We start from the raw sequence: 26,996 nt of genomic DNA, 5'->3' as shown, positions 1-26,996 counted from the left end.
GATTTAAGCAGATAGATACTTAACAATTTCTTCATAAAATTCTTTGTTAGTTTATATCCCTATTTATTAATTTTGTTTCTACTTTTTCCCATGGTAAATATTTACGTATAATTTCTTTCCAGCTTTTTCCTGTTCTTTTTGCTTCTTTTACTTCATTAATACAACAAGACAATTTTTTTTCATCTAATATCTCAAAAGCTTCTGCAATATAAAAATACATTTCTGGCCTTTGCATATGATTAAAAATTTTTTTAGCGTTTATTTCCTGATTACAATCCACTCGTTTTCCAGAACTCACAAAATAACATTCTGGACATTTATATGTAAAATTGTCATCAATACATTTTTGCGTACTTCCATTTTCATAAGTTTTCCGCATAAACCAGCACACTAAATGTTCTTTTTGGCTTCCGGTTGACTCATCCCACCATCTTTCACCTTTCTGTGCATATTTTCTAATTCCATTTTCATCTTTTTCATTTTCAAACTTGTCTGTTAATGGTGTGTCTTTATTATTATTTAACAACATATTTGCAAATTCATACGCTTTCATTATTAATTTCTCACTTATATTTTCTTTAATATCTTCACTCCATATTTTTTTCTCCCTAACCAAATGTTATTCTTTTAGAATTTCTAAAAGTTCATTTATAATCCTGTCAACTATTTCCTGTCCATTGCCTTTAATATCACATACTGTATATTTTGAATTATATACTCCTCTTCCATCAGGCTGTTCATTTTTATCCATATTTTTCATTGGATAACAGCAATCGAATTCTCCTTTTTTATTTTGATTTATATTTCTTATTACACCATCTTCTATCGGGCATTTATAATATTGAATTCTACCCGGAGCACACCACACTTTGTCCTTTTCAACAAACATCTGTTCAAAACATATCATCCCCAGACATTTCTTATAGCATATTGCAACATAACATTCCATTTGTAACGGATCAATTTTTAAACTCGATCTATTTCCTAAACTACAAATATAAGCTGGTTTATTGCTTTCCTTAATATCACCAATTGATCGCTTACATTGAATTGTATTTCCCTGTTTTTTTATTTCGTCCACCAAAATTTTTCGACTTTCTTTTATTAATGTTGCTATTTCATTTTCATTCTTAGATATAATATGAAAATTATAGGAACTTGTATCAAAACTAGATTCCTCTGCCTCAATTTCACGATTTTCTAAGTCACATATATTTCCAAAGTCATACGATCTTGTAATTTCTTTTATTTTTTCCTCAGCATTTTTATAGTAAATCATAGTTTTTCCTCCAAACCAAGTATCAAATTTCAAATAATCTCGTTATTTTTACTCTTGTTTTCTATTTTTTTGAAATAGTATAAGGTGATTGTCAAAATACCACTCACAGCACCAACAAATCCCCCAATCATCACCCCTTTCCCTGAACTCAAATAATCTAATATCTGCAACGCCGCCGCGACAATGGAAACGAATCCAAATACCGCAATAATCATACTCACGCGTGATTCCCGCCTGCTGTCGATGTGATCCTGTTCTTCGTTTAACAGTTCGATTTTTTCTTTGATCTCATCCAGTGCTTCATTCACGCCATTTTCTTTCTGCAGCGCTCGATATGTCTCACAGACATTATTCCATTTTGACACCTGGGATGGTGTCAGTGTTCCGTATGCGATGAATTCCAATGCTTCTTTTTTCAGTCCTCGAATACTCTGAGCTGAAATCCCCTGAAATCTCTCATGGATTTTTTCATTCAACAGCATACAAGTATATTTTTGATACATTACAATCATCGTTAGTTCCAGATCGTCTTCTGCTCGTTCTGGCAATGCTTCTGCTGTAATTGGAACTGTTTTCCCCGGTTTTGGACCATACGCATAGGCAATCTCCTGTGATGTAATTGCACATGCCCATCCATAATGGCTGTCATTTACATCCCTTGCCCCAGATGCATACTCAACATCTTTCTCCGATAAATCGGAAAACTCCTTCGTTACATCAATCAGCTGATGTTCATTATAGGCAATTTTCTCCGCAATCTTCCGTTCTTCAAAACGTTTCGGAAGTGCCGCCACATTCAGTCGGTAAGCTTCTTTCATCATGTAGATTTTTGTTTTTTCGCTTTGGCCGAACCATTTTAACTGAACGCCATATTCCTTATGCCATGATTCAAATACTTCCTGTTCTAAAATTGCTAACAGACTGTCCTGAATTTCCTGTTTTTTATCATCTATGTATCCCGGATTGATTAACTGATAAATTTCCTGGACGTCTTTATTTTTATATGCCAGATACACAGTTAAAAAGGCAATTCCATTGTTGAAAGAAAATACTTGCAATTGCGTCAGATCATAAGGAAAGGGGATCTTTACTGCTTCTTTCCATTTTCTCTTTACCGTTGCAACCGTCTCCTCCAGCATACACCTTTTGACAAATTCACCAGAACGGCATTTTATAGATAGAATTTCCAGAAAATCATCGGAATCAAATCCGGAGCGATCCCTTTCTTCATCTGATTTATTATTCTGGTCTGTATTTGTTTTTTTCGCACTAAACGGTATTTTCTGAAAATCTCCCTGGTACCGCAGAGGAAGTATAATATAGAGCCCTCTGTCTATTTCTTCTGTATTTTTAACACCTTCCCAATATTTTTCCATTTCTCACCTATCCACTCAAAGAAATTCTCCTAATTTTTCGCACATTTTAATAATTATGTCGTTCTCTATATTCATCAGGGTCTATTCCATCTGACCTCAATTTTTCATCTTCTGCCATAGAATTTCGCCTTGTTCCCTTGTATCCTTTCCATCATCTTTATGATTTTCTTCATATATTCTGATTTTCTCATAATCTTCATCATCTAAGCCATTATTATCTTTAAACAACGTCCCAATTCCCCATAGTACAACCACAATGCCGATAATGATGAAAAAAGCTTTTAAGGAATCCTCCTCACCTTTTACAATTCCATAATACCCAAGGAGTAAAACAAATAATATAATTGCAAATACCATCTTTTTTTCCATCCCCTCAAAGGATTACCGTAGTCCCTACTTCTATATTTTCCAGCAGCCACTCTACATCTTTCTGGCTGACCCGAATGCAGCCTGCCGTGCCGGTATCTCCGTTGCTGATTGGCTCTGCCTGCTCAAATGTTTCAGATGTCACTCTGTCCATATAAAGATCACTGTGAATAAAGTAGTCTTCGAAAATCACCAGATAGCCAAAAAATTTTATCCGTTCATACTTTTTATGATAGCCGCTGATATATTCTTCTTTTACCTTTGATTTTTTTACAATATCAAACACACCATAAGGAGTTGGGGAATCTTCGCGGCCGAACAGGCATGGCATTTCCTTGATTTTTTCATAAATCGTATATTCACACGGGACAAAATCCTTTCGGATGCTGTAGTTCTTCCGCAGAGCCTGCCCATCTGCTTTTTTATAAACTTCAAGCTGATGTGCCTGTCGATTCAGTTTCAACAAAAAATTTTCTGTACTGATTCTCTTTTTGGCGATATAAATGTCATTTTCCATTACTTTTCTGTTTTCTCCTAGACTCATTTCATTAATTTTTCATTACACACTTTAATTATTTTTTATTATAACGCAGCTCGCTTTCTTTTGCCATTCTTTTTTTCATTATTTTAATATAAATTTGTTTTTTTCTCGTTTATTCATCTTTTATCTGATAATTCACTCTATCCGCGACCATGCACTTGAAAAGTATGATTTATATTCTTGCTTTCCATCTTCTACCCCAAGAATTTTTCCCGTCACATCATAACAAAAAACATCATGGATCAGCTGTTCCAGTTCGCATTCTTTTGCTCTTTGCAGCATTTACCTCGCATAATATTCTTTCCCTGTATCCAGGCAGATTGCCGCCAGTCTTCCATTGCTTTTCCCTGCTCCGCAGTCGATCGCAATGTGATGGTTTTCTTTAAAAATATACCCCGGACGGCTGTTTCCAAGGATGTTCTGTGTCGGTGTATGCCCGCTGACTACAATGATATCATCGAAATATGGAATTTCGTAATCAATCCGCGTCCATACCAGATCATCTACAGAATATTCTTCCAGACGTTTTGTTTCCGAAAAATGATCCAGTCCGGCATGCACCAGCCAGTATTCCTGCCCATTAACAATTTCTTTTCCGTATGGGCGGAACGATTTCATATATTGTACTACCTGGTGCCGTTCTTCCTGCGGCAGTTTACGAAAATCCTGGATTGTACTGGTACTGCCGTTCTGCGTCCAGTCGGCAAAATCCTGATACACCTTCGACGGCAGTTTATCCAGAAAATCCCCCGAAATTTCCGGCACCAGAAGTTTCAAATTCGGCAGCGCCATGACTTCATGATTTCCTATGATCGGAATGATATTGGAATGTGCCATCATGTATTTCAGGATTTTCATTGGCTCTGGTCCACGATCGACTACATCGCCTAAGATATAAAGAGTATCTTCTTTCCGAATACCAATCTGCTCCAACAGCGTCAGAAACTGCTCATACTGTCCATGAATATCGCTCATCGCGTAAATCATCGATTCTTCTCCATTTCTCTTACCAGATCGCACAGCTCTTCTTCCCAGTCACTGATTTCTGAATACCAGATGCACCCATACACTCCGGGAAGCTTCATATTTCTGGATGAGCATACGATAACCTTTGTCTGTTTGCCCTGCTCCTGCAGGAGCTGAACCAGCTTTTCTCCCGCCTCCGTATCACTGACAGCTCCCTGCTTCATGGGATAATGCATATCTGTGATAATCAAATCGAACGGTTCCCCAGTGTCTTCTGCATTCTTCAGCATCTACAGACCATCCTCGACATTTGACACCAGTTCAATTTTAGTCACGCCGCATTGGTTCAATACCTTGCGGATTGCATTTGCTTTGTAAATGCTGTCTTCAAAGTTCAGAACCTTCATTTATCCTCTTCCCCTCTCCTGTTTGTCATAGCTTATTCTACTTATTACAGGCGACATTTGTATAACGCTTTTTATTCTTAAAAAATTAATCTTGTCTGCCTTTCATGAAATCATATTTTTTGTTCGCTTTTACGTTCTTTCAGAGCCCAGTTTATAGAAAAACCCGAAAATAATGCAAAAAAGACAATGCTGCAAAATGCGAATCGCAAGGAACAAATTTTAAAGCGCACCAGGGTACGACGAAAATCTGTGACACAATAATTCACACTCTGTGGTACTGAATTTTTTGCATTCTTTTCGGGGTTGCTATAAATTCTATTTTCTACCTCCAAGCACCTGATTGAATGTATCATAATTCAACGTATCATTTCTGCCGCAGAACACCGCATATTCTATCGTTTCAAAATAGGATGCATATTTTTCCTGTACACTCTGAAATGCCCGTGCTACAATTCTTGGCGGGTTACAGAAAGCGCCACAGCCAAACGCGCCTAAAATCAGAACTTCCGCTCCGTTCGATGCTGCCGCCTGAAAAACACGTTCCAGTCTTTGCATCTGAAGTTCGTACAGTGCTTTCTCATTAATCTTAACCGGCGCATTTCCTGCGGACGGGTTCATGGCATTGCTTGGTTTCTTTCGGAGGTTCGGGGCTGCGCAGGTAATGATGTCTACCTGATACCAGTCTTTTTCTTCCATTCGTTCCGACGCAGAGGTATCGGTCTTAAATACGACAATTCCTGGTGTATACAGCAGATCATCATTATAGAGTGGATCACCTGCTTTCCGATGCGGTTGATAGAACTGATGCCACATCGTTTCTGTGTCTAGGCATGGATACAGTGTGCTGCATCGGCAAAGGCATTCTTCCTGCGCCGTACTTCCCCGTGTTACACCGCCGCCGGGATTAGTTGCAGATGCAAAATTCAGGACGCAGACTCGCTTTCCGGCTTTTGCGTATGCAGAGGCGGCTTCGAAGCTTCTTTTAGATGAAACAATCGTTTTGCAAGATGATTCTCCAGGTTCTGGAAGTGCAATTGCCTGCGATGGAACATACAGCTTTTGGTTCTGAATCGAAAACTGAACTGCCTGCTGGAGCTTCTGGTTTGCTTTTATCAAATCCATGGAGTCCTGAAAGATCGCGATATTATTACTTCTTCTATCCATTGCAATTCTCCTCTCGTATCCCAGTCACACAATGCTGTTCTGCTGAAAATTATACACCTTATCCTCCAACTTCGTTCAGGCTTTTACATAGTCCGCATCGATAAAGTAGCCCCTTGCCTGTCGGAATGCACCTGGCTGCTTGCCGCCTTCCGTGGCATATAATCCTGTATCCCAGCAGCCTGCTGCTAAGCTGTTGTCTTTCAGGATCAGTAAGCATACCTCGAAGTCATTTGGATAATCACCATCCTTTATGTAGTGGAATCCGGTGAATGTAACGCGAATATTCTCTGCCATGTTTGCTGTCTTTTCTTCCATCTTTTTTCTCCTCATGATAGGCTTTTTCTTTTGAATATTGCCCTTTTATCTCATATTGAACAGAAAATGTTGACAGAAACTTGTCCGTATATAAAATTCAGGGCAATATCTCTGCCCTGAATTTTATAACAAATTGTAACTATTCAGAGCTCCATCTCGATTCCGCTTACGCTGCATCCCTTCCTCCATCACACAACACTGTTTCAAATGAAATGAAATCCCATACTGCACCATTTTCTTATAGCCATCCTGCCACAGTGTCTGTGTATAATCTTTATCTCGAATCTGCTCCAATGCCTTCCGGCAATCTCTTTCCAGATTTTTTTTCTCATCTGTATACTTCACTTCTATCACAATTCCTGTTTCTGCATTTCCCGTTTCAATCACAATATCGCTGAATCCTTCTCCCGATTCTCGATTGGAAGATACACGCCAGTCATTTTTATAGCTTAAGATTCCAAGCAGAATTCCATGATAGAAATTTTCTTTCAGTGATTTCCGCACAAAGGTATCGCGTACGCTGACCGTCATCTGCAAATACAAATTCAAAAGGCTTTCCACCTCTGCTGCTTCTCCGTCAAAAAGTGCCTGGCAGAACTGTTCTGCCATTTTTCCGTCTTTTTTTACTTCCTGCTGAAACAGTGTAAGAATCCGTTCTGTTATGATATTTCGAATTTCCCGGTTTGGAATTGCTAGGCAATAGCGGCCATTACTTTCTCTTCCGCGCTGCGTCAGGTATCCTGTCATGAAAAGTGTACTCCACAGGTGATCCATGGTCGAATACAGGTCATTGTAGGTAACCATTTCGTCGATTTGTTTGATCACTGTTTTTCCATTTACCAGCCATTCCAGTTCTGTTTTTGTGAGCATATCCGGTTCATTGATACTGTCGATAAAATGATGAATCACACTGTTCCCGCTTGTATTCATCCAGTAATTTTCCGGCTCGACCTCTGGATTATGGATATGATCATTGCAGTAATTCACAACATCCCATGGACAGTACACATCTGCTTTTCCGAATCGGTATCCGTCATACCATTCTTTTACCTCGTCATATCGGTCATCCATTTCATAGTCATGTAGCATGGTCTTTACTTCTTCATCTGTAAAACCGAAGGTTTCATCAAATTCTGTATTTGTAATCGAATATACTTTGAAATTGTTCAGTCCGGTAAAGATGCTTTCTTTTGCAATTCGCAGGCAGCCCGTCAAAACAGCAAAGGCAAGACTGCTGTTTGTCTTTAGAACATTTCCGAACATATTTCGAAGCAGCAATACCATTTCATCATAATATCCATTTTCATGGGCTTTTGCCATCGGAACATCGTATTCGTCAATCAGGACAACCACTTGCTGTTCATAGTGAACTTCCAACAGTTCTGTCAGTTCCTGAAGACTGCTGGTAATGGTGTCTTCTTCCATATTTCTTGTCAGAAGTTCTGAAAAAAGTGCTTTATCAACCCGGCTCAATTTGTCACTTTCCAGAAGAAATTGAAATCTTCTTGCCTCACGATTGATTGTTTTTATGAGCTGCGCACGGGCTTTTTCATAGGAATCGGCATCAATTCCTTTTAAGCTGATGGAAATAACGGGATATTTTCCCATATATTGTTCACAAACCTCTGTATTCTTATAAATCTTCAAGCCGTCAAAAAGTGCTGGATCCGTTCCAATTTCAAAGAAATGCTGAATCATACTCATATTCAGGGATTTTCCAAAACGGCGTGGGCGCGTAAAAAGCGTGACCTCACTTCCGTTATTTAAAATCTGTTCTACAAGGGAAGTTTTATCTACATAATAGTAATTTCCATTGCGAATCTTTTTAAAGTTGTCAATCCCGGTCGGGAGTTTTGGTTTTCTCATCTTGAAACCTTCCTTTCCAACTTTTGCGGCTTTTAACACCTGCGACTGCGCTTATGTTCTGATCTCTATTTTAGCTGGTTTTATTTGCTTTGGCAATGGTTCTTATCGGTTTCTAATCTGTCCAATTTTTTATGATCTTATATTGGCTCCTGTCACTAAAAAGAGCTGAATAGGAAAGCAAAATAAAAGCATTAAACTTTTCCTATTTAAATAATTTAATTAAAAATTTATATTACTTAATTATAAATATTAATCCCAAAGCCAATCATTTACATTTCCTTCATAATTTCCATTTGAATCCCAAGAATCACCAGTCGAAGGATTATAAGAACCTTCAGTTCTATTTCCGTTACTATCTTCTTGCCAAAAATTAATATTATCAGAACTTCCATAATAACTTCCACCAGATGAACTCGATCCACCATTGTAATCATTTCCAGAACTAGAATCATAGCTAGAACCACCAGAATAATCAGAGCTTGAGCTTCCACCACTGTAACTATAATCATTACTGTCGTCATAGTAACTAGAACCACTTGAAGATGATCCGGAACTTTGTTCAGCAGCTTCTTCAGCAGCTTTTCTTTCTGCTTCTTCCTGAGCAACTTTGGCAGCAGCCTCTTCTTCTGCTTTCTTCTTTGCTTCCTCTTCAGCTTTCTTTTTAGCCTCTTCTTCAGCTTTCTTACGAGCTTCTTCCTCGGCTTTTTCAATAGCATTTACTCTGTCATTGTATTTTGTTACATAATCATCAATCGTACTGTTATATTTGTCAAAGCTGTCCTGCTCAACGGTATTATAATTTTCGAAGTCATTTTTCAAAGTATCTTTGAATGTCGTAAATTCGCTGGTAGCGTTTTTGAGTGCTTCCTTATCGTCCACTTTTTCAACATCATCACCAATTTTATCCGCAATTATTTTGATCGTGTCGTCATATTCGGATACAAAGGAATTCTTCATCTGCGCAATGATTTTTTCATAGTGTACAGAGCATTCCTTATAAGCACCTTCTGTCTTTTTATACTTTTCCGCACTCTCCATCTCTTGTTTCAATGCTTCCAGTTTTTTATTTCTGTCTTCTTCTTTTTCAAATCTCTGATATTCCCCATCAATCTCACTGTTTTTTGTCTCAATCGCCTGTAAGCGAAGCTCCTCCTGATGACGTTCATACGCTTTCTTTGCAAAAACTCCGATGACACAGACGCAGATAATTGCAATACCAGTCGCAGCAAGTATGATGGCTTTCTTTTTGTTTTTGTTCTTTGTTTCCATCTCGAAACACTCCTCCCTTTTTCTTTCTGTTTCCCGAAAAATCCATGTTTTCTATGTTCTTTTCCATATTTTTATTGATTCTTCGTTACTCATTTTTCATCACATTCATTATATCGCAGCTCGTTTCTCTTTACTATTTCTTTTTATGTAATTTCAAAAAAATCCTCACTCTTTGATCTCACAAGATTTTAAAATAGTACTTTCCTTCCATCTTATCTTACGTGATGTTGAAATACCCCGGAACACAGTTCATCTCTTCCTGCCCTCCGGGGTACCTCTTAATCTAATTCAGCCACTTTAAAGCTCTTCAAAATGCGAATCACCTGTTCTTCTTCTTTTTCTGTAAATGTACCGTCTGGTGCTTCTGCGATAAATGCAACTGGTGTCGGATAGTCAAAAGAAAATTCGTCTACGTCCCCAGCCTGACCTGCAAATTCAATCTCGCCAAGACGGGATGTCGGTATCACTGCGAACAACGTGCTGTCTACAGGAACATAATCATCATCAATGCCAGCCATCATCTCGCCTGTGATATGTACTCGTGCTACCATAAATTCGCCAAGATCTGAACAGTCACGATCGGTTCCCCATGGATATCCAGGCACAAAATTAGAAGTGTCTGCCTGTGAAACCTGTGCCTTCAGCATATCACGCGAATAGCCGCCAAGCGCGCCTTGGCAGTACCAAAATGAAACGGTAACACCTCTATCGTTTGTCAGAACAACGTTTTCTCTGACCGCATCCATGGGACCGCCAACTTCCTCCGTCTGAATTTCCCAGCCTTTTGGGATTTCAAACTGGAATGCCGTGCTGTCACACTGATTTACTTCTCCATACCGTGTAACATAGATATCTCCCTGCTCCCCAGTTTCCGTCCATTCCATATCCTTCTGCCAGTCTGCACTTGACTCCCAGTGTTTTGACCAGATTGGATCAAAGGTCCGGTCAAAAAGATCTGTTTCCTGCATTTTTTTATCAATGACCGGGATATCAACCACTGCTTTTCCTTTGATTCTCGGGCTGATGGAAAGCTCCAGTGAGCCCGCATATCCACCCAGGTCGTCCTTCATGGATACCTTTGCCTGGCCTTCTGCTTTTCCAACTGCTCCGCCGGAAAGATTCAGGCCAGCGCTGTCATATAATTTTGCGCTCAGCCGGATGTCAATGTATGCTTCCAGCCTTCCGTTCACCTCAACCGTACTCCACTCAAGTCCGTCTGAATTCAGATTTCCTTCTTTGACTTCTTCTACTTTGCCTGTTCTGCTGTCATACTGGAATCCCAGGGTGCTGTCGGCTGTTGCGCCGTAAGAGCTGTGAATACCGCCCTCCAGACTTCCCGCTGCCCCGACAACGGCTTCCAGATGATTTGTAATAACAATCGGTACAATACCGGCGTTGAACTCGATATTCGGCAGTTTTCGTTCGTAAACGGTTTTTTCCTTTTCAAATTCTTTCTCGCTGTTTGCGCCGCATTCCAGGGCAATACCGGCTTTGCTCCTTACTGCAATTCCACACTGGACTTCACCGTCTTCGATATCAATCTGAAGTTCCAGCCAGCATCCCCATCCTGCCTCTCCGGAAAACTGAACGGGTTCTTCTTCAACATTGATTGAGACACTGTAATCGTAATCACTGTTTTCTTCCTCTGTCTCTTCTTCCGATTCATCTTCGGACAGTCTTTTAATGGTATAAGCGCTGTTATTTTCTGTTTCACTTGCACCATCCTCCGTCAGCCGGAACTGTTTGATAATATGTGCCTTTTCGAATACATCCAGCAGGGTCGCCGGCTCTGTTTCTACCCGGTAACCCTGATTCGTTTTTTCTTTCTGCACTACTTTTCGAATAAATCCAGAAGGCGCTGCACTGATTTCTCCCGCAACAAGAACATCTCCGGTCTGGTAACCAGGATCTTTTTCAAAGGTAAGACTGTTGTCAGAAACTTCCGTTGGCTGATCTTCTGATTTCATCTCATTGGTAATCACCTTTACATTGTCTTTTACAATGATGTCAGGATCATCCGTACTGTTTTCTGCTGTGTTCTCATCCGATGTGCTGTTTTCCGATACACTTATATTCTGTTCTTCCGGATTCTGTTCCGGCTTTATACTCTTCTGTGTATTTTGAGCAGCAAAAATTCCAAACAGAATCAATGCCAGAATGATTATGCCTGCCAATACTGCGCGGATCCATTTTTTCATCTGTACCTGCTCCTTATTCTGCCTGTCAAAGCGGATATTCGCAATCCGCTTCGCTACTTACTTGATTCGTTTAAAATGTGGTGCATCAGATTTATTGATTCACCACATTTTAAACTTCTTTGTATTACGGAGTTACCGTTTCATCTTCTGCCACGTTTTCATCATCTGGCTCTGATTCTGATTTGGATACTGCTTCACCAGGTTTTTCTGCTTCCGACTCTGAAATCACGCTCTCTGCAGTTGTTTCCGGTAATGGAGTTTCCTCAACAACCACTTTCTGCTCTGGCTGTTTTTTGTTTCGTACCTTTCCAGCGTACATTTCAATCTCTTCTGTGTCATCCACATCATCCATTTCCTGATCAATTCCACCGATGGTGTATGGGTCATTCTGATATTCAAGCGTGTTTACAGATTTAATGGTTTTGGTCGCTCCATCGAAATCAAAAACATGCCATAAGGTTCCTGGCTGATTTGTCGGAATCGTGTATGTTGCAATGTTTTTGCCTTCGAGATAAACCTGAACTTTTGCTCCGGAAAGAGACATTTCATTGGCCACTTCACTGTAACTGTTGGTATAATCGTGTACGAAATAGCTGAACTTTTCGTCTGCTTTTACGTTACGTACTGTAATGGTTTCCGGACCATAACTACTTGTATCATCTACGTCTAAGTTTCCAACAGAATTTCCTTCGAAATCTGTCTGTCCGAACCAGATATGATACGGTTTGTCCGACGAGTAGCATGCAAGATGAGAATCCAGATCCCACGGCTCTTCGCCCCAGGTTAATACGATGCGGAGTTCTCCTGCGGTTTCACCGTTCCCATCTCCCGGTACAAGAACAATATTTGCTGTTTCAATCTGGTCTCCCGCTACTGTGATATTTTTGTAATTCGTCACATAGCCTTCTTTGCTGATTTCAAGCGTATAATTTCCATTTTCCATTGAAAGAGTATAGTCTGCATTTTCAAATACTCCTTCTGTCACAGCATCACCCGTTTGATTGTTCCAGCCTTTGCGTACAATGTAGGCTGTTTCTGTAATACCATCTCCCGTGACTGCATCGGTTATCGTTCCCTCTACAGAACCTGTATTAAAATCATCATGGCGCTCCACCATATAGATATCTTCTACATATCTGATTTCACTGTTCTGAACCAGAACTTCCGCAACCTTGTACGTCTGATAAGACGTTGCGGATACTGTAATTTCATAAGTTCCATCCTGCAGATTTTTGGTGCTGTACTTGCCAAACACATCGGTATAGAGAATTCTTTCTGTTTCTGTTCCTTCCTCTCTCCAGGCTCCGGCTCCTCCTGAAAAAACAGCAATTTCATTTTCTTCTGTTTCAAGGTTCCAGGCTCCATGGCTTCCGCCTCCACTGCCGCCTCCGGCTACGCTGTTTCCACCATTGCCGCTGCCTGCTCTGACTTTTCTGGAAATTCTGACTCTCGCGTTTTCTATCGGCAAACGTGTTTTGCTCGAGTAAACATATCCTGTGATACCGCCGCTGGCGTACGTACATTTTTCAACGCGGACTCCATTTTCCTTATGCATTTTTATTCTCAAGTTGTTGTTTTCATCATTTTGAAGCGGTTTGAATTCCAGATCAAAATCGAAATATTTCTTCAATACATCTCCAAGCAGGGAATCTGTATCCAGTCCATTTGTTGAGTATGGATATACCTTGATATCCTCGCATGCAAGACTTCCATTTTCTAAATCATGGTATGCAAATTCTGCCTCAACGCCTAAGCCTAAATCTGCATAATAGCCTGCTAAATCAAAAACACTGTACAAAGTCAACAGACCTTTTATACCAATACCGCCTTCCATATTTCCCTTTGCCTCAAGGGTATCAACACCATGATGAAAATCGAAAATGCCTCTCCATGTTCCATCTTTATATTCAAATCCCTGTGTTGATTCAACGCTATATGAAATATGTAAGGATCCATCTGCTTTGTATGAACAGAAAAGTACAATATCAAAGGTAAAACCGGTAGCCCCTATTGCAATTGGAAAACGCATTAATTCTACCTGACCACTGTCAGCAAATTCTTTTTCCGCCGTAATATCTTCATTTGCATTTTCCGTGACAGCAAGTTTAAGTTCATTTACCGAAACACCATTTACTCCAACGTCAACATTTACAACGCACAGAATTTCAGGAATTTCAAAATCAATTTTTCCTTTTCCTTCATCATTCGAACCAATATTAAATTCAAAATTCTTTTCGTAGCCAACATCAATAACACCACCTGCTCCTATATTAGCCTGTGTTGCAATTCCGTATTCATCCGTGTCGGCAGCTCCTCCGATAAGTGCTGTACCGCCTCCGACAAAATCAATTTTGCTGACCACTTCCCATAATTCTGGCTTTATGCATGTCAGAATCAGTTTCTCGCCATCCTCTGTTACCGTAGTTGCTTTGAGCGCGATACCTGAAATATAAACTTCATTCGCAGGAAGGATCATAACACTTCCTTCTCCGATTTTTTCTGTCTCGGTTGTTTTCGGAAGTGTAACTGTATAGGTTCCATCCGCATTCTCTACAACTGTATAATCTGTGATATTTTCCAGTTCTTTTTTCAATACACCATCTACGTACTGTGTATTATCATGCGGCTCTTCACCAATTGTTGTGTCTTCCTGTCTGATTTCATCAATTTCACAGAAAATCGATTTAACATCTTTCTTGGAAAGCAACGCATGCGGCTGGAACTGGTTTTCTGTATTTAATTCCAGAAATCCTTTCCCTACTGCAATTGCTGCTTCATTTTGATATGTAATACTATCCCAATCCGTCCAACTGTTCGTATCATACGAATGTATTCCATTGAATCCCATTGCATGTACTGCCGTATAAGCCGCAAATTCACGTGTTGCCGGTTCATCTGGATAGAAAAACGGGATATCCTGCTCCAGATCTTCGATATCCGGTGGCGGCAGGATTCCATATTTCTCTGCGATTTCGATTGCTGCTTCATACGCATTTCCTGCCGTATCCGCATAATAATGGTTTAAGGAATCCGGATCTGTATCCAGGTTCATTTCAACCTTTTCAGCGAGCATCTGCACCCACTCACCGCGTGTATATGTTTTGGTGTCGTCCGATGGATCATCTGACTTCACGTAGGTATATTCAACTTTTGCTTTCAGCTCCACGGTAGTCTGATCCACAAGAATATTCTTGGAAAGCTCCATGACCTTTCCTATGTTTACACTTTGTGCTTCTGCTCTTGCCCGTTCCGGAAATACGCCTGCAACGGTGCTTCCCGTCATAATCAGGCACAGAAACCACGCCAACATTTTATTTCTTCTGTTTTTTTTCTTCAGTGCAACAACAATGGCTGCTCCTGCCAGCACCAGCAGTACAACCCAAACAATAATTTTGGTGTTGTCACCCATTTTCGGTGCAGATTTCAATTTCTCAGCCTTTAAGGACTGGCCATTTTGCTTTGCGTTTCCAGTTCCCTGATCTTTTGTTAATGTCGTTCCGGAATCCTTGCTGCCCGTTGTCGTACCAGGATTTTTCGTGTCATTTGCTACGTTTCCATTTCCTGGCTTTTCATTATCTGTCGGATTCTTTTTGTCATCTCCAGAAGGATTTTCCTTATTTTCATCATCCTTCTTGTCATCTGATGCTTTTACCGTACAAACCGTTGTCAACGTAACGGTTTCTCCAGCCTGCAGAGATTCCATCTTTTTTGTTGTCTCCGTATTTTCGGCCAGCACAAAATTTTCCGGCAAAATATTTTCCAGTGACAGATTCGTTACTGCTGTATCATTTGTATTGGTTACAGTTAAAGTAACTTTGATTTCTTCACCCTGCTGGTAAGTTTCTTTGTCTGTTGTCAAGGCTGCTTCGATTCCATCCTGAAGCAGCGATGCTGCAAGAGCAGGCTGTGTCATCATTCCGGTGCATAAAAGCAGTGCCAGAAAGACAACTTGTAATTTCTTCCACACTTTCATACGTCTTCTCCCTCGTAAATGTAAAATTTCGATCCTTTTTCTCTGAATATCTGCCGCTTATGCTGTCTTCAGGATCCCTGGTGCCTTCCGTCAATGGAAAGGCGGCTTTTCTTGCTCTGCATCTCAATCATTAGCCGAGCAGAGCAACGAACATTTCATTTTCCTCCTTCTTCTATTGTATTTCTTTTAGTGTAATACATCCTCCCTTTATTTGCAATATATTTTGTCATGCATTTTGCAATGCATATTTCATTATTATTATGCAATACAATAAAACAGACTGGGCTTCCAGTACTCTTTAAAATCAGAATACAGCCAGAAAAAAGCGCACTGAAATAAGCTGTCCCCAAAACAGCTTTTTCTTCATTTTTCGATTTCGCAGATTCGAAAAATTTATTTTTTGTCGAACTTTTTTTGAAACACCTTTGTTATGTTTTATGCTGCCCGTAGTTTCCACATAAGATCCGGAAGCATGCTCCGTTCTTATATTCTCCGGCAGCAGAATGGAGTTTGATATGGCATTTCAGTTAAAAGGCAACCGCAAGGAAACGGAAAACAAAACCATCCGTTTCCCCATTCACCTGATTGATCAGATCGAACAGGCAATTTCCGATTCTGACCAGGACATTACCTTTTCCAGTTTTGTGATTCAGGCGTGTGAGTATGCGCTGGATCACATGGACGCCCCGTCAGAAGAACACAATTAACTTTTATTTTTTCAAAGCAGATTTTTATGGTTCGACGTGCATTTTCTGGCTGTTCTCTGCTTCTATTTTATCTTACCATGCTTCTTATTTTTTTCAGGACAAGATCCTGTCCTAACTCAACTCCACAATCTCATCATACAGACACACAAACACCTCTTCCACTTCCGCATCTTCATGAAAGTGTCCGAAATACCATTTCTGAAACTCTGTCTCATCCGCCACGCGCTGCAGGTACTGGCGGAGTTCCACCTCATCGTCAGACAGCTCTCCATACCCCATTGCCGCGGCCACATCTCTTGGGGCTGTGTGGGTCAGTATGTAGTCCACCTGGAAATCTTCTTTTTCCAGATTTTTCCATCCTTCTTCGTACTCTTCCCGTGACGGAATTTCTTCCGGGAACCACGAAATTCCCTCCGCGCGGGACATTTTGTCGATGCTGTAAGCACCTCCGAAGGTAAAGAATTTCAGCCCGTCAATCGTAAAGATCTGGCCGCGCATCAGATGGATCATGTTGTCCTCAATGATATGCACCTTTCCGCCGTTCCACTGCTCCACGGCGTAGGAGTTCAGCTGTTCGAAGTTCTCATGATTTCCGTCGATAAACAGTGTCGTCACCGGCAGACTTCGGAAAACGGCTCTCGTATTCGCCTCGTATGCTGCAGAAAAGCCGCAGATTCCGACATCTCCGCAGATGATCAGATAGTCATCCCGGGTGTACTCGTCTTCGTGCTCGTTAAAATAGCGTACAACTTTTCCAATATCAAAGGTGCCATGGGTATCGCCTGTAATGACAATGCTCATTCTCAGCGTCTCCTCTCGTGTTCTCTGTTTCTGTTCTCTAAAGTATCGCAAAACATCATCCGCAAATTCTGTCCGCTTTCTCTGCCGCTGCTATCGTTTCTTGCAGAGACACAGACTACGCCGCACTATTCCCGAAAATAAAACACTTCTCCCCGTGCCCGGAACGGCAGCCGGTTTCCTCTCGGAAGCAGAAATGCATGCTCTCGTCTTACCTTCAGGTCATTCTCAATCTCCCCGTCCGTAATAATCAGAATCGGCCCGTCCTTTGGAAAATCGTTCGCCTGTTCCAGACAATCCACGCCCGGCTGCAGTATGGTTCCTCCTCGTCCCGTGACTTTTACCCGGCCGGCAATATCTTCCGGTGCCAGATATCCCGCATCCGTCGCTTTGGCATCGCAGAAAATGATTCTCACGAACGGAACATCTTTCGCCGCGGCATAGCTGGCGATGGAGCCGAGTGCCATACCGATCTGTTTTGCACTCATGGAACCGGATGTGTCCACGACCACACCGAAGGTCCGGCTCTCCAGATCCTGCTCGTAATACGCATATCCTGGCCTTGGAATATCCGGCGTGGCACCCTGCCGTCTGCTCGGCCGCGCATAGGTGCGGTGTTTTTCCAGCGGTGGAAACTGTACGTCAAACCACTTCGCCAGCGCGGCATCCCAGGGAATGGCCGGCATCGCAAGCGCCCTGATTTCCTGTACCAGCCCGGCCGGCAGGAAACCACGATTGTGCTCCTGATGGTAATCCAGTCCCTCCCGCAGTGCGTTTTTCAGCAGTTCATCCAGGCTGACCCCGTTTTCTCTTCCAGTAAAATGCGGTCTGTTTCCGTTAAACATATCACCTCTGCCAAAGCCCCGGAAGGTGTTTAGTTTTTTGTACTTTCGGATCTCTTTCACGATCAGATCATAGATACTTTCTGCCGATTTGTTGTGAAGTGTTTCATCATACAACAGCCCATCCGGCGGCATTCTGCCGATCTCCATTTCGTGCAGCCAGTCGTTGATGACGTAGTCGCAGGCGATGTTCCACAAAAAGAAGTCACGCCCATTGCACCGTTTCTGGTGCTGCAGTCCGGCATGGAGATATTCATGCGCGAGAACAAAAATCCACTCTTCCTCCGAAAATCCGCACGACGGATTGGCATAAATGATTCCCTGCTCTGCGTCAACCGCGGCAATGTGGATTTCATACCGATGGCACAGTTCAATGTCCTCCACAATTTTAAATGTAGCTGCAAGACCTCCGAGCAGCGGATAATGGGACAGGAACCATTCTGCTGCTCTGGAAATGACGGTATTCTTTTTCGTTTTAAGATCGTATCCTCCCGCATCGCAGAGTGCAGATTTGATGGAATGAGTAACTGCATAGGAAAATTTTTCAGCATATGCATTTCTTTCTCCCTTTTTATAAACGATCGGCCGTTCTACCCCGATCATATCCTTTAATTTTTCAGAGTTTGTCCCGCAGATCTGCGCACCATTATCCTGGTGCTTCAACAGATATTCATAAATTTTCTGCTCGCTGTTCAGTTTGATCGGATATGCTTCCGCCGGATCTGCGCAGATCGGCTCGCCGAGGCGGATGTCATAAAGGAATCTGGTAATGTAGATATCACAGGCTTTGTTCCAGAGTGCCGGAACAAATTCGCAGTCGGAAGGGATGCTCGCTTTGTCAAAGTGGCCGAACGCCAGGTGCAGAAGGTTGTGTGCCATCACATAGCACCATTGTTCCGGCGACAGGTTCGCCCGCATGTTGACGTAGATATTTCCATCTTTCATAACACAGGCCAGACTTCCTTTTGCATTCAGATGGGAGGGCTTTGCAGTGATGTACCCATCCAGTTGATGAAACAGTGTATTTTTTTCCAGCAAACCAAAGCCGGCCTCCACTCTGCGGTACCCGGCCGGCTTTTCTTCTTCGCGGTAATACCGGCTTCGAACGTATGGCATCCTTTTCTCCTTCCTTTTTTCATCCGACGAGCCGCGGCAGATCGCGGATGATTTCCATCATAAACCAGTCCGGCAGTGCCTCCGCTCCATCAGCTGCGACGGTCATCTGGGCGATTTCGAAATTGATGACTGCGAGTTCTTTGATCATGCCCTTGGCGCGGTACGCAAAGGAAAGCATGCCGCCGGAAATTCCCTGTTTGCTTTTCGGCAGTTCTGCAAGCAGTCTGGCGCGGAAGGACTGTGCGAGAAAATACAGCACATCCCGGTTTTCCGGCTTGTCCGGCCATTTTGCTTTCTGCGCGATAATGTCATCCAGGAGATGTGTGTTGCGCAGTGTTTTTGTGTAAGCAAGAAACATCCCCGCATGCTGTTCCAAGAGGCAGGCGTACGCCATCATTTTTAATGTTTCCTGCGAAATATTCTGCTCCCCGGCCCGGTATTCCTTCAACGCATCGCTCAGCATGTGCCAGGAACGCGGGGTGGAAAACGGTTCTTCGGTTTTCGGCGGTTCGGAAAAGAGGTGATCCGGCCGCTGGATGATATAGTCAATGACCCACGGATGGAGTCCTTCTGCCTGCGCCCACTTGATCCACTGTCCCACATCCGCTTTCAGCTGCACATGGAACATACGGTTTAAAAGGGCGGACGACATCGTTTTTACGATCGCGCTGTCCTCGGCACGGTTTCCTGCTCCGATCACAATGCTTCCCTCCGGAAGATGGTATTCTCCGATCCGCCGCTCATGGATCAGAGAATAGAAGGCTTTCTGCACTTCCTGCGTACAGGCGTTGAGTTCGTCCAGGAACAGGACATATGGCTCTTTTCTGGCGATCATTTTCGGCGGAAGGAATTCCGATGTCTCGCCCCGGATCTGCGGAATGCCGATAATGTCCTCCGGCGCGAGCTGGCTTCCGAGGAGCGACACGCACGGCAGGCCGACTTCGTCTGCGAATTTTTCCACTAACGCGGATTTTCCGATGCCGGGTGCACCCCAGATAAAGACCGGCCGTACCGGCGCAACCTGAAGCAAAACTTCTAATAATTCATCCTGTGTCACACTGATTGGTAAATGCATCTGATGTACTCCCTTCTGTTTCGATCCTGTATCTTTTCAAAGCGGATATCCGCAATCCACTTTACCACTTGCTTAATTTGACTAAATCACTTTTTCTGCCCTGCCGTGATCTTACTGTACTGCATTACAACGTGTCTCACCATATTTCTCTGTATTTTTCAGTTTCACTGTCATATTCCAGCACCGGAATTTTTCCACTCCGCCAGGTGGTTCCGTCGAGATAATAATGACTCTGACCGTCATGCCAGATACCGTCATATATTCTGTTTCCACTGATTTTTGCCGTGGAAATGTGGCCCGCAATCACATCCTTATAGAATGCTCCGCGGCTTACCGTTCTTTTCCCCACCATCAGCTCCTCGCTGGTCACGCACAGCCAGTCTTTACCGCCCCATTCGGCAATTCCGGCGTGCACCAGAATCTGGCGCTCTGTTTCATAAAAATAAGGAAGATGGCACATCCAGGTAATCAGTTCCCCCGCATCTTCGAGCATCAGCCGTACTGCTTCTGCATTTCTGGAATCCTCTGAGAGGTGTGCTTCTTTTTCCAGAAACTCTTGAAAATGTTCTTCTTTCAGAAAGCTGTGCAGCGTTTCATAGTCTCCATCTGCATCCGATGCCAGCCATTCCCGGCTGCGATATCGCTCCACACTGCCGATATGCCGGTTGACATCCGCATATTCTTCCAGCCAGTCCAGCAGTGCTTTTTCATGATTTCCCATCAGGGCAATGACTTTTTCCGAACCATATTTTTCCTGCAATGCCCTGACTTTTTCCAGCACCGCCCGGCCATCTGGCCCATAATCTATGTAATCGCCCAACAGAATCAGCTGGTTTTTCCCTGAAAGGTCTGTTTTTTTCAGAGCTTCCTCGAACGCCTCCAGAAATCCGTGAATATCTGACATCATATATCGCTTCATTGCTTTTCCTCTGTTTGTTTATACATAGAAAGTTTCTTTCGTTTCCAGGCAAAGGCATCCCAGTCTTCCATTCTCAAAGCCGCAGCCACAATCACACAGATAGACGTTTCCTTTTTTATTTTTCCAGATGGATCCATTTCCCATGTTCTGATGGCCGCAGACGGAAATATATCCATGCACTCCCTCATGAAGAAAAACCTTGTACCACAAATCCCCCATCAGATAATAGTTGTCCAGTTTCCATTTTCCCGGTTCTGCCGTACAGGCATGAGCAAGCAGATACGGCTGACCGTCCACCTCGATTTCCACCTGTACCGGCCAGGAAAGGATGCGCTCTGCGAGCTGCTTTAAATCAACTTCCGTCAGGCGTTCCTGTAAAAGATGGAAGGAATTGTACGGATACGACTGCAGGAGGACGCGGTCTCTCTCATCCATCCCGTAATAGCGGAAAATGTAATTGGCAAGCCAATGATCGTGGTTGCCGCGGATCACAGTACATTTTTTCCCCAGCTTCAATACCTGAAAATACACGCCCGCCGGGTCTGGATGATCCATGCAGCGGTCAAACAAATCACCAAGCAGATACAGGTGATCGTCCTCTTTGAGATCAATTTTTTCCAGCAATTTCATGAACCGCCAGCTGTCGTTATGTATATCAGTAATAATATAGTGCATCCAAAATCTCCTTTTCTTTCGCAGCTTTCGTGTCTGCTCCTGCAATCTTCAAAGCTTCCGTAATCCGCCCATTTTTCCAAAACGGCTTTCCTGCTTGTGTTTTGGCATGTCCTGTTTCAAAAATCTTCCCGCTTGTTCTGCTGGTTCCGGATTTCGGTCTTCTGATACTGGCATCATGGAACGTCTAAAATCTTTCACCCATTGTTGTCCGAACTGTAAAACTCTTCCCCCGTTTCCAGACAGATTGCCGCCAGCCTCCCTCCCGGGAAGCATGCGCCGCAGTCGATGGCGATGTGGTGATATTTTTTATAAATATACCCGGGATTATCATTTTCCGGAATCGTCTGCGTCGGTGTATGTCCTGTTACCAGATTTGTATCCGCAAAGTATTCCTTCTGATAATCTGGTCTGGCCCATACAAGATCGTGCAGGGAATATTCCTCGATCCTCTTTTCCGGTGTGAATCCACCCAGCCCTCCATGCACCAGCAGATACTGTTTTTCTCCCACTGTAAGCTCCTCATACAGACTGAAATCCTCCAGAAAATTCAGTACTTCCTCCCGCATCTCGGGATCCAGCGCCCGAAATTCCCGGATCGTAGCATCACCGCCGTTATACTTCCAGAGAACCAGATTGTCCAGCAGTTCAGCATCCACTTCCTCAATGGCAAGATCTGTGATTTCCTGACAGAGAAACCGCAGACATTCCAGCGCCATCACCTCATGGTTCCCCACGATACAGAACGCATTCGGCATTTCCATCAGTTTCAATATCACCTTAATCGGATGCTCACCCCGGTCTAAAACATCACCCAGAACATAGAGCGTATCTGTATCTTTCAACTCGATTTCTTCCAGCAGCTCCATAAATCTCTCATACTCACCATGAATATCCGAAATAACGTAAGTAGCCATAAACAGAATCCTCCCTTTTTCATCCATACGAATCTGCATACGTTCTCCATTACCAGCTTATCTTACCATACTTCCTGTTTTTTACCGGACAAACTCTTGTCCCTCCTCTTTTTTCATAATGTACTCTCTAGAGCGTGTCTGAAAAAGGCTTTTCGTAAGCTGCGAGTCCCAGTTTGTGGAAATGATTTTTCAGACACGCTCTAATACATCTTCTATTGAACTTTCCTTCATGCGAAATCCCTTTTTCTTGATACTATACCACATCTATTTTTTTCTTCATTGAACTACAAGTTTAATCCTCTTTTTCTTGCTGTTTTCTCGCATTCTATCAGCATTACGCGCTGTTTATACAGCGCCTTTTATTTCTGTACAATTTATTCTCTATATGCAAAAAAGGAACGTTCTATCCAAATCGTTCCTTTTTGTTTGTAGATTATTTTATTTTTCAAATTTCTCAATCACGCACGTATGCGTCTTCGTTTTCTTATCGCAAACGCGTATTTGCCGAGTGCACAGTAATGCCCGCGTCCCCCCTTCGTCATCCCACCGTCAGGCGCAAAAAATCTCCCGCCGCACAGAGCCTCTTGCCCTCCGAAACAGTGCCTGTCCGGGGACTTGTGCTCTGTGGGGCGGGAGGCCTTTTACACCGTCCGTCCCCTATTTACTTAATACCCCGTCGACCGCCGCTTTCCATCCGGCATATTTTTTCTCCCGGATTTCATCGTCCATCTTCGGTTCATACACACTTCGTTTCATATTTCCCGCGAGCTTCTCCAGATCATACACACCTGCCGAAATACCCGCCATATAAGCCGCTCCAATCCCGGAAAGCTCCTCCGCGTCCGGAATATTTACGCGTTTATTCGTAATATCACTCTGGAACTGCATCAGATATCCGTTTCGTGTCGGGCCGCCGTCTACACGGAGTTCCTCGATCCGCATGCCGGTATCCTGCTCCATCGCACGGACAAGGTCGGTGATCTGGTAGGCAATGCAATCGAGTGCCGCTTTTACCACCTCAGCTTTTCCTGTGGTGCGGGTAATTCCGCTGATCGATGCCGTTGCTTTCTCATCCCAGTACGGCGCGCCAAGCCCGGTAAATGCCGGAACCAGATACGTGCGGTCTGCCGGATTTGCCTCCCCTGCCAGTCCTTCCGTCTCTTTTGCCGAAGAAATCAGCTTCAGGTCATCCTTCAGCCAGGTAATCACAGCTCCGGTGTAGTTCAGGTTGCCTTCCAGCACATAGTCCACCTTGCCGCCTCTTCCCCACGCAAGCGAAGTCACAACGCCGTGGCTGCTCTGAATCGGCTTGTCTCCAATGTTCATCATCAGCGAAGAACCCGTTCCGTACGTCGCCTTGATCATGCCCGGTTTTAAACAGCCCTGTCCGAACAGAGCCGCATGAGAGTCGCCTAATACACCACAGATCGGAACCGGCTCGGAAAACAATCCTTCCATCGTCGTGGTTCCATACACCGCATCGGAATCACACACCCTGGCCAGCGCACAAGCCGGAATCCCGAACATCTCGCAGATCTTCTCATCCCACGCCAGTGTTTTCAGATTAAACAACTGCGTTCTCGACGCATTTGAAAAATCCGTCTTAAATGCATGATCCCCCGTCAGCTTGTAAACCAGCCAGCTGTCGATGGTGCCAAGGCAGAGCTCCCCGTCTGCAGCACGTTTCTGTCTTTCTTCTCCGCCGTTTCGAAGCAGCCACGCCATCTTTGCAGCAGGAAAATAAGCCGAAAGCTGCAGACCCGTCGCCTCGCGGATCTCCTCTGCGTGCCCCTGCTCCGCAATCTCCTGCGCAATCCCGCTTGCGCGTCCGCATTGCCATACAATGGCCTCTTCCAGCGGTTTCCCGGTCGCCTTGTCCCAGATCGCCGTCGTCTCACGCTGATTGCTGATGCCGATTCCGGCGATTGTTTCCGGTGCAACACCGGACTCTGCCACCAGCATTTTTACCGTCTGTACGGTATTCCGGTAAATCTCATTCAGATCATGGGACACCCATCCCTTTTCATTGACAATCTGCCGGTGCGGCAGGTCGGTACGGCGGAGTAAATGTCCCACCCCGTCAAAGAGCAGCGCTTTCGTTCCCTGCGTGCTCTGGTCAATTCCGATGATATACCTTTTCTCCATTTTTTCAGCTCCATTCCTAAAATTTTATAAATATCCAGATTCCCATCTCGAATAACGCTGAATACACCCTGTTTTTCAACACACCATGCGTCATTTTCTATTGTCGCAGCATTCACCCTGCCCCTATAGGCAAGATCTTTGGCGATTACCACACATTCCAACATCTTCCGCAGAACGATTTATTCCTGATTATATAGAAAAAGTTCCTGCGTTCCCGGATTTTCTTCCGCCCGGGCACGCAGGAACATGGCATACGCAGACCTGCGGCAGTTTACAGTTCCCTGCGGGCTATCACATTCACCGCTGATTCCATTTCTGGTTAAGCCAGTAATTCTTTCGCTTTTTTTGCAATGCCCTCGGCATTCAGTCCATAATAGTCAAATACTTCTTTGGAAGTTCCCGTGATCACCGGCGCATCCGGCAGAGACATAGGAACGACTTTGCGCGGGCACTCCGCACCGACCACCTGGCTCACCATCGATCCAAGACCGCCGAATGGAGCGTGCTCTTCGATCGAAATGACAACTTTTGCCTTCTTTGCAGCCTCTACCAGACCCTCTTTGTCCAGCGGTTTCACACAGTACATATCGAGCAGTCCTGCGCTGATTCCCTCTTCTTTCAGCATAGCAGCTGCATCGAGCGCCGGGCGGACCATCTCACCGCAGGCTATCAGTAAAACATCGGTGCCTTCCGAGAGAACCGTCGCCTTATCCATCTCAAACGGGGTATTTTCTTCGCTGTAAATATCCGCAACGGCATTTCTTCCCACCCGGATATAAGCCGGTTTTTCATCGGTAAGAAGCGCCTCAACCAGTTTTGCTGTCTGGAAGCGGTCGCTTGGCAGATAAACGCGCATGTTCGGAATAGCTGCCATTGCTGCGATGTCCTGTGCAGAATGATGGCTCATACCGAGTGCGCCGTAGCTCACACCGCCGCTGATGCCGATCAGCTTTACATTGGTGTTGGAGTATGCACAGTCAATTTTCGCCTGCTCATAGCTTCTTGTAGAAAGGAAGCACGCCGGAGATGCCGCAAATGCTTTCTTGCCGCATTTTGCAAGACCGGCAGAAACGCTGACCAGATCCTGCTCTGCAATACCCATCTCCACAAACTGCTCCGGATACGCATTTGCAAACGGTGTCAGGGAAGCACTTCCCCTGGAATCGCTGCAGAGCACCACGATATCTTTATCCGTCTCGGCATGTTTCATTAAAACCTCGCAAATGGCCTGTCTGTTTGGAATCTTATTCATGACAGTGCCTCCTTTCTCTCATCCAGATCCTTCATGATCTGTTCTACTTCCTCCGGTGTCGGCACTTTATGATGCCACTCCGCCTTATTTTCCATCACGGAAGAACCACAGCCCTTCGTTGTGTTTGCAATAATAACCGTCGGTTTTCCCTTGCAGTGTTTCGCCAGCTCAAACGCATGAACGAGCGCGTCCATATCGTTGCCCGGTACGGAAAGAACATTCCATCCGAACGCTGCCCATCTCTCCTCCTGGCTGTCCTGTTTCATGACATCCTCGGTATTTCCGGAGATCTGCAGACGGTTGCGGTCTACAACGGCACACAGGTTGTCCAGCTTGTAGTTTCCTGCGGACATTGCGCCCTCCCAGACAGAGCCTTCTGCCAGCTCGCCGTCACCCATAACGGTGTAGACACGGTAATCTTTTTTATCCATTTTTCCTGCCAGCGCCATTCCCACGCAGACCGGAAGTCCGTGGCCGAGAGAACCGGAATTCATCTCGATGCCCGGCAGTTTATTGTTCGGATGGCCGATGTACGGACTGCCGAATTTGGAGAATTTTTCGATGACCTCTTCTATCGGGAAGAATCCCTTTGCCGCAAGTACTGCATAATATGCCTCAACGGAATGACCTTTACTCATTACAAAACGGTCGCGGTCCGGGTCGTCCATGTTCTTAGGGCTGATGTTCATCTCTTTAAAATACAGCGCTACAAGCACATCAATGACACTCATGTCACCGCCAATGTGGCCGCCCTTGCCGGAAACTACCATTTCCACTACTTTCTTCCGCAGATCATACGCCAGACAACTCAATTCCTTGTATTCACTCATGAT

Annotated in this window: 24 protein-coding genes; 1 reads left to right on the top strand and 23 read right to left on the bottom strand. The window is 43.9% G+C overall.

Annotated elements, in window-relative coordinates:
* Window positions 1-46: 46 nt before the first annotated feature.
* From DW769_RS04945 to DW769_RS04885, 13 genes are all read right to left on the bottom strand, one after another.
* Window positions 47-616 carry a hypothetical protein gene (locus tag DW769_RS04945; RefSeq protein ID WP_118750051.1) on the bottom strand — a complete coding sequence of 190 codons (570 nt, stop codon included), beginning with the start codon at window positions 614-616 and terminating at the stop codon, window positions 47-49.
* 3 nt (window positions 617-619) lie between these two features.
* Window positions 620-1,279, bottom strand: a complete 660-nt coding sequence (locus tag DW769_RS04940) for a hypothetical protein (RefSeq protein WP_118750050.1) — start codon at window positions 1,277-1,279, stop codon at window positions 620-622.
* A 29-nt stretch (window positions 1,280-1,308) separates the two neighbouring features.
* The gene (locus DW769_RS04935) at window positions 1,309-2,655 is read right to left on the bottom strand and encodes a DUF308 domain-containing protein (protein ID WP_118750049.1); all 1,347 of its coding nucleotides are present in this window, start codon (window positions 2,653-2,655) and stop codon (window positions 1,309-1,311) included.
* 96 nt (window positions 2,656-2,751) lie between these two features.
* The gene (locus tag DW769_RS04930; RefSeq protein ID WP_117814648.1) at window positions 2,752-3,012 is read right to left on the bottom strand and encodes a hypothetical protein; all 261 of its coding nucleotides are present in this window, start codon (window positions 3,010-3,012) and stop codon (window positions 2,752-2,754) included.
* Window positions 3,013-3,028: 16 nt separating this feature from the next.
* Window positions 3,029-3,538 (bottom strand): L,D-transpeptidase, encoded by a 510-nt coding sequence (locus DW769_RS04925; RefSeq protein ID WP_158579796.1) that lies wholly within the window; start codon window positions 3,536-3,538, stop codon window positions 3,029-3,031.
* A gap of 306 nt (window positions 3,539-3,844) precedes the next feature.
* Window positions 3,845-4,549 carry a metallophosphoesterase gene (locus DW769_RS04920; RefSeq protein WP_118750047.1) on the bottom strand — a complete coding sequence of 235 codons (705 nt, stop codon included), beginning with the start codon at window positions 4,547-4,549 and terminating at the stop codon, window positions 3,845-3,847.
* Window positions 4,546-4,818: a hypothetical protein gene (locus DW769_RS04915; protein WP_118750046.1), complete on the bottom strand. Its 273-nt coding sequence runs from the start codon at window positions 4,816-4,818 to the stop codon at window positions 4,546-4,548. The genes DW769_RS04920 and DW769_RS04915 overlap by 4 nt, the downstream gene beginning before the upstream one ends.
* A gap of 432 nt (window positions 4,819-5,250) precedes the next feature.
* On the bottom strand, window positions 5,251-6,099 hold the full coding sequence (locus DW769_RS04910) for a TIGR02452 family protein (protein ID WP_118750045.1): 849 nt from the start codon (window positions 6,097-6,099) through the stop codon (window positions 5,251-5,253).
* A 75-nt stretch (window positions 6,100-6,174) separates the two neighbouring features.
* Entirely contained in the window at window positions 6,175-6,414 is a 240-nt protein-coding gene (locus DW769_RS04905) for a hypothetical protein (RefSeq protein WP_118700045.1), read from the bottom strand.
* Window positions 6,415-6,537: 123 nt separating this feature from the next.
* Window positions 6,538-8,280, bottom strand: coding sequence for an AAA family ATPase (locus DW769_RS04900; protein ID WP_118750044.1), 1,743 nt, complete (start codon window positions 8,278-8,280; stop codon window positions 6,538-6,540).
* Window positions 8,281-8,529: 249 nt separating this feature from the next.
* Window positions 8,530-9,549 carry a hypothetical protein gene (locus DW769_RS16550; RefSeq protein WP_199688473.1) on the bottom strand — a complete coding sequence of 340 codons (1,020 nt, stop codon included), beginning with the start codon at window positions 9,547-9,549 and terminating at the stop codon, window positions 8,530-8,532.
* A 278-nt stretch (window positions 9,550-9,827) separates the two neighbouring features.
* Window positions 9,828-11,747, bottom strand: coding sequence for a hypothetical protein (locus DW769_RS04890; RefSeq protein ID WP_055228088.1), 1,920 nt, complete (start codon window positions 11,745-11,747; stop codon window positions 9,828-9,830).
* 124 nt (window positions 11,748-11,871) lie between these two features.
* Complete coding sequence (locus DW769_RS04885; protein ID WP_118750043.1) at window positions 11,872-15,720, bottom strand: PEGA domain-containing protein; 3,849 nt, start codon at window positions 15,718-15,720, stop codon at window positions 11,872-11,874.
* A gap of 515 nt (window positions 15,721-16,235) precedes the next feature.
* On the opposite strand from DW769_RS04885, the gene DW769_RS04880 reads away from it, so the two are divergent.
* Window positions 16,236-16,427, top strand: coding sequence for a YlcI/YnfO family protein (locus tag DW769_RS04880; RefSeq protein WP_055220177.1), 192 nt, complete (start codon window positions 16,236-16,238; stop codon window positions 16,425-16,427).
* 111 nt (window positions 16,428-16,538) lie between these two features.
* Here DW769_RS04880 and DW769_RS04875 read toward each other — a convergent pair whose 3' ends face one another.
* The 10 genes from DW769_RS04875 to DW769_RS04835 form a co-directional block, all read right to left on the bottom strand.
* Window positions 16,539-17,228 (bottom strand): metallophosphoesterase family protein, encoded by a 690-nt coding sequence (locus DW769_RS04875; protein WP_118750042.1) that lies wholly within the window; start codon window positions 17,226-17,228, stop codon window positions 16,539-16,541.
* A 125-nt stretch (window positions 17,229-17,353) separates the two neighbouring features.
* The gene (locus DW769_RS04870) at window positions 17,354-19,183 is read right to left on the bottom strand and encodes a DUF2201 family putative metallopeptidase (protein ID WP_118750041.1); all 1,830 of its coding nucleotides are present in this window, start codon (window positions 19,181-19,183) and stop codon (window positions 17,354-17,356) included.
* Window positions 19,184-19,202: 19 nt separating this feature from the next.
* Window positions 19,203-20,258 carry an AAA family ATPase gene (locus DW769_RS04865; protein WP_118666513.1) on the bottom strand — a complete coding sequence of 352 codons (1,056 nt, stop codon included), beginning with the start codon at window positions 20,256-20,258 and terminating at the stop codon, window positions 19,203-19,205.
* Between the two features lie 136 nt (window positions 20,259-20,394).
* The gene (locus DW769_RS04860) at window positions 20,395-21,177 is read right to left on the bottom strand and encodes a metallophosphoesterase (RefSeq protein WP_118750040.1); all 783 of its coding nucleotides are present in this window, start codon (window positions 21,175-21,177) and stop codon (window positions 20,395-20,397) included.
* Between the two features lie 18 nt (window positions 21,178-21,195).
* Complete coding sequence (locus DW769_RS04855) at window positions 21,196-21,852, bottom strand: metallophosphoesterase (RefSeq protein ID WP_118750039.1); 657 nt, start codon at window positions 21,850-21,852, stop codon at window positions 21,196-21,198.
* Window positions 21,853-22,046: 194 nt separating this feature from the next.
* Entirely contained in the window at window positions 22,047-22,766 is a 720-nt protein-coding gene (locus DW769_RS04850) for a metallophosphoesterase (protein ID WP_055220179.1), read from the bottom strand.
* An 81-nt stretch (window positions 22,767-22,847) separates the two neighbouring features.
* The gene (locus DW769_RS17395) at window positions 22,848-22,949 is read right to left on the bottom strand and encodes a DUF6783 domain-containing protein (RefSeq protein WP_442857760.1); all 102 of its coding nucleotides are present in this window, start codon (window positions 22,947-22,949) and stop codon (window positions 22,848-22,850) included.
* A gap of 474 nt (window positions 22,950-23,423) precedes the next feature.
* Window positions 23,424-24,911 (bottom strand): FGGY-family carbohydrate kinase, encoded by a 1,488-nt coding sequence (locus tag DW769_RS04845; RefSeq protein ID WP_117509783.1) that lies wholly within the window; start codon window positions 24,909-24,911, stop codon window positions 23,424-23,426.
* Window positions 24,912-25,230: 319 nt separating this feature from the next.
* Complete coding sequence (locus DW769_RS04840) at window positions 25,231-26,163, bottom strand: transketolase family protein (RefSeq protein WP_118750038.1); 933 nt, start codon at window positions 26,161-26,163, stop codon at window positions 25,231-25,233.
* Window positions 26,160-26,993, bottom strand: coding sequence for a transketolase (locus tag DW769_RS04835; RefSeq protein ID WP_118750037.1), 834 nt, complete (start codon window positions 26,991-26,993; stop codon window positions 26,160-26,162). The genes DW769_RS04840 and DW769_RS04835 overlap by 4 nt, the downstream gene beginning before the upstream one ends.
* Window positions 26,994-26,996 lie beyond the last annotated feature (3 nt).

Source organism: Blautia sp. AM29-29, assembly GCF_003480555.1.
GTDB lineage: Bacteria > Bacillota > Clostridia > Lachnospirales > Lachnospiraceae > Fusicatenibacter > Fusicatenibacter saccharivorans.
This window is presented reverse-complemented; position numbering and strand designations above follow the sequence as displayed.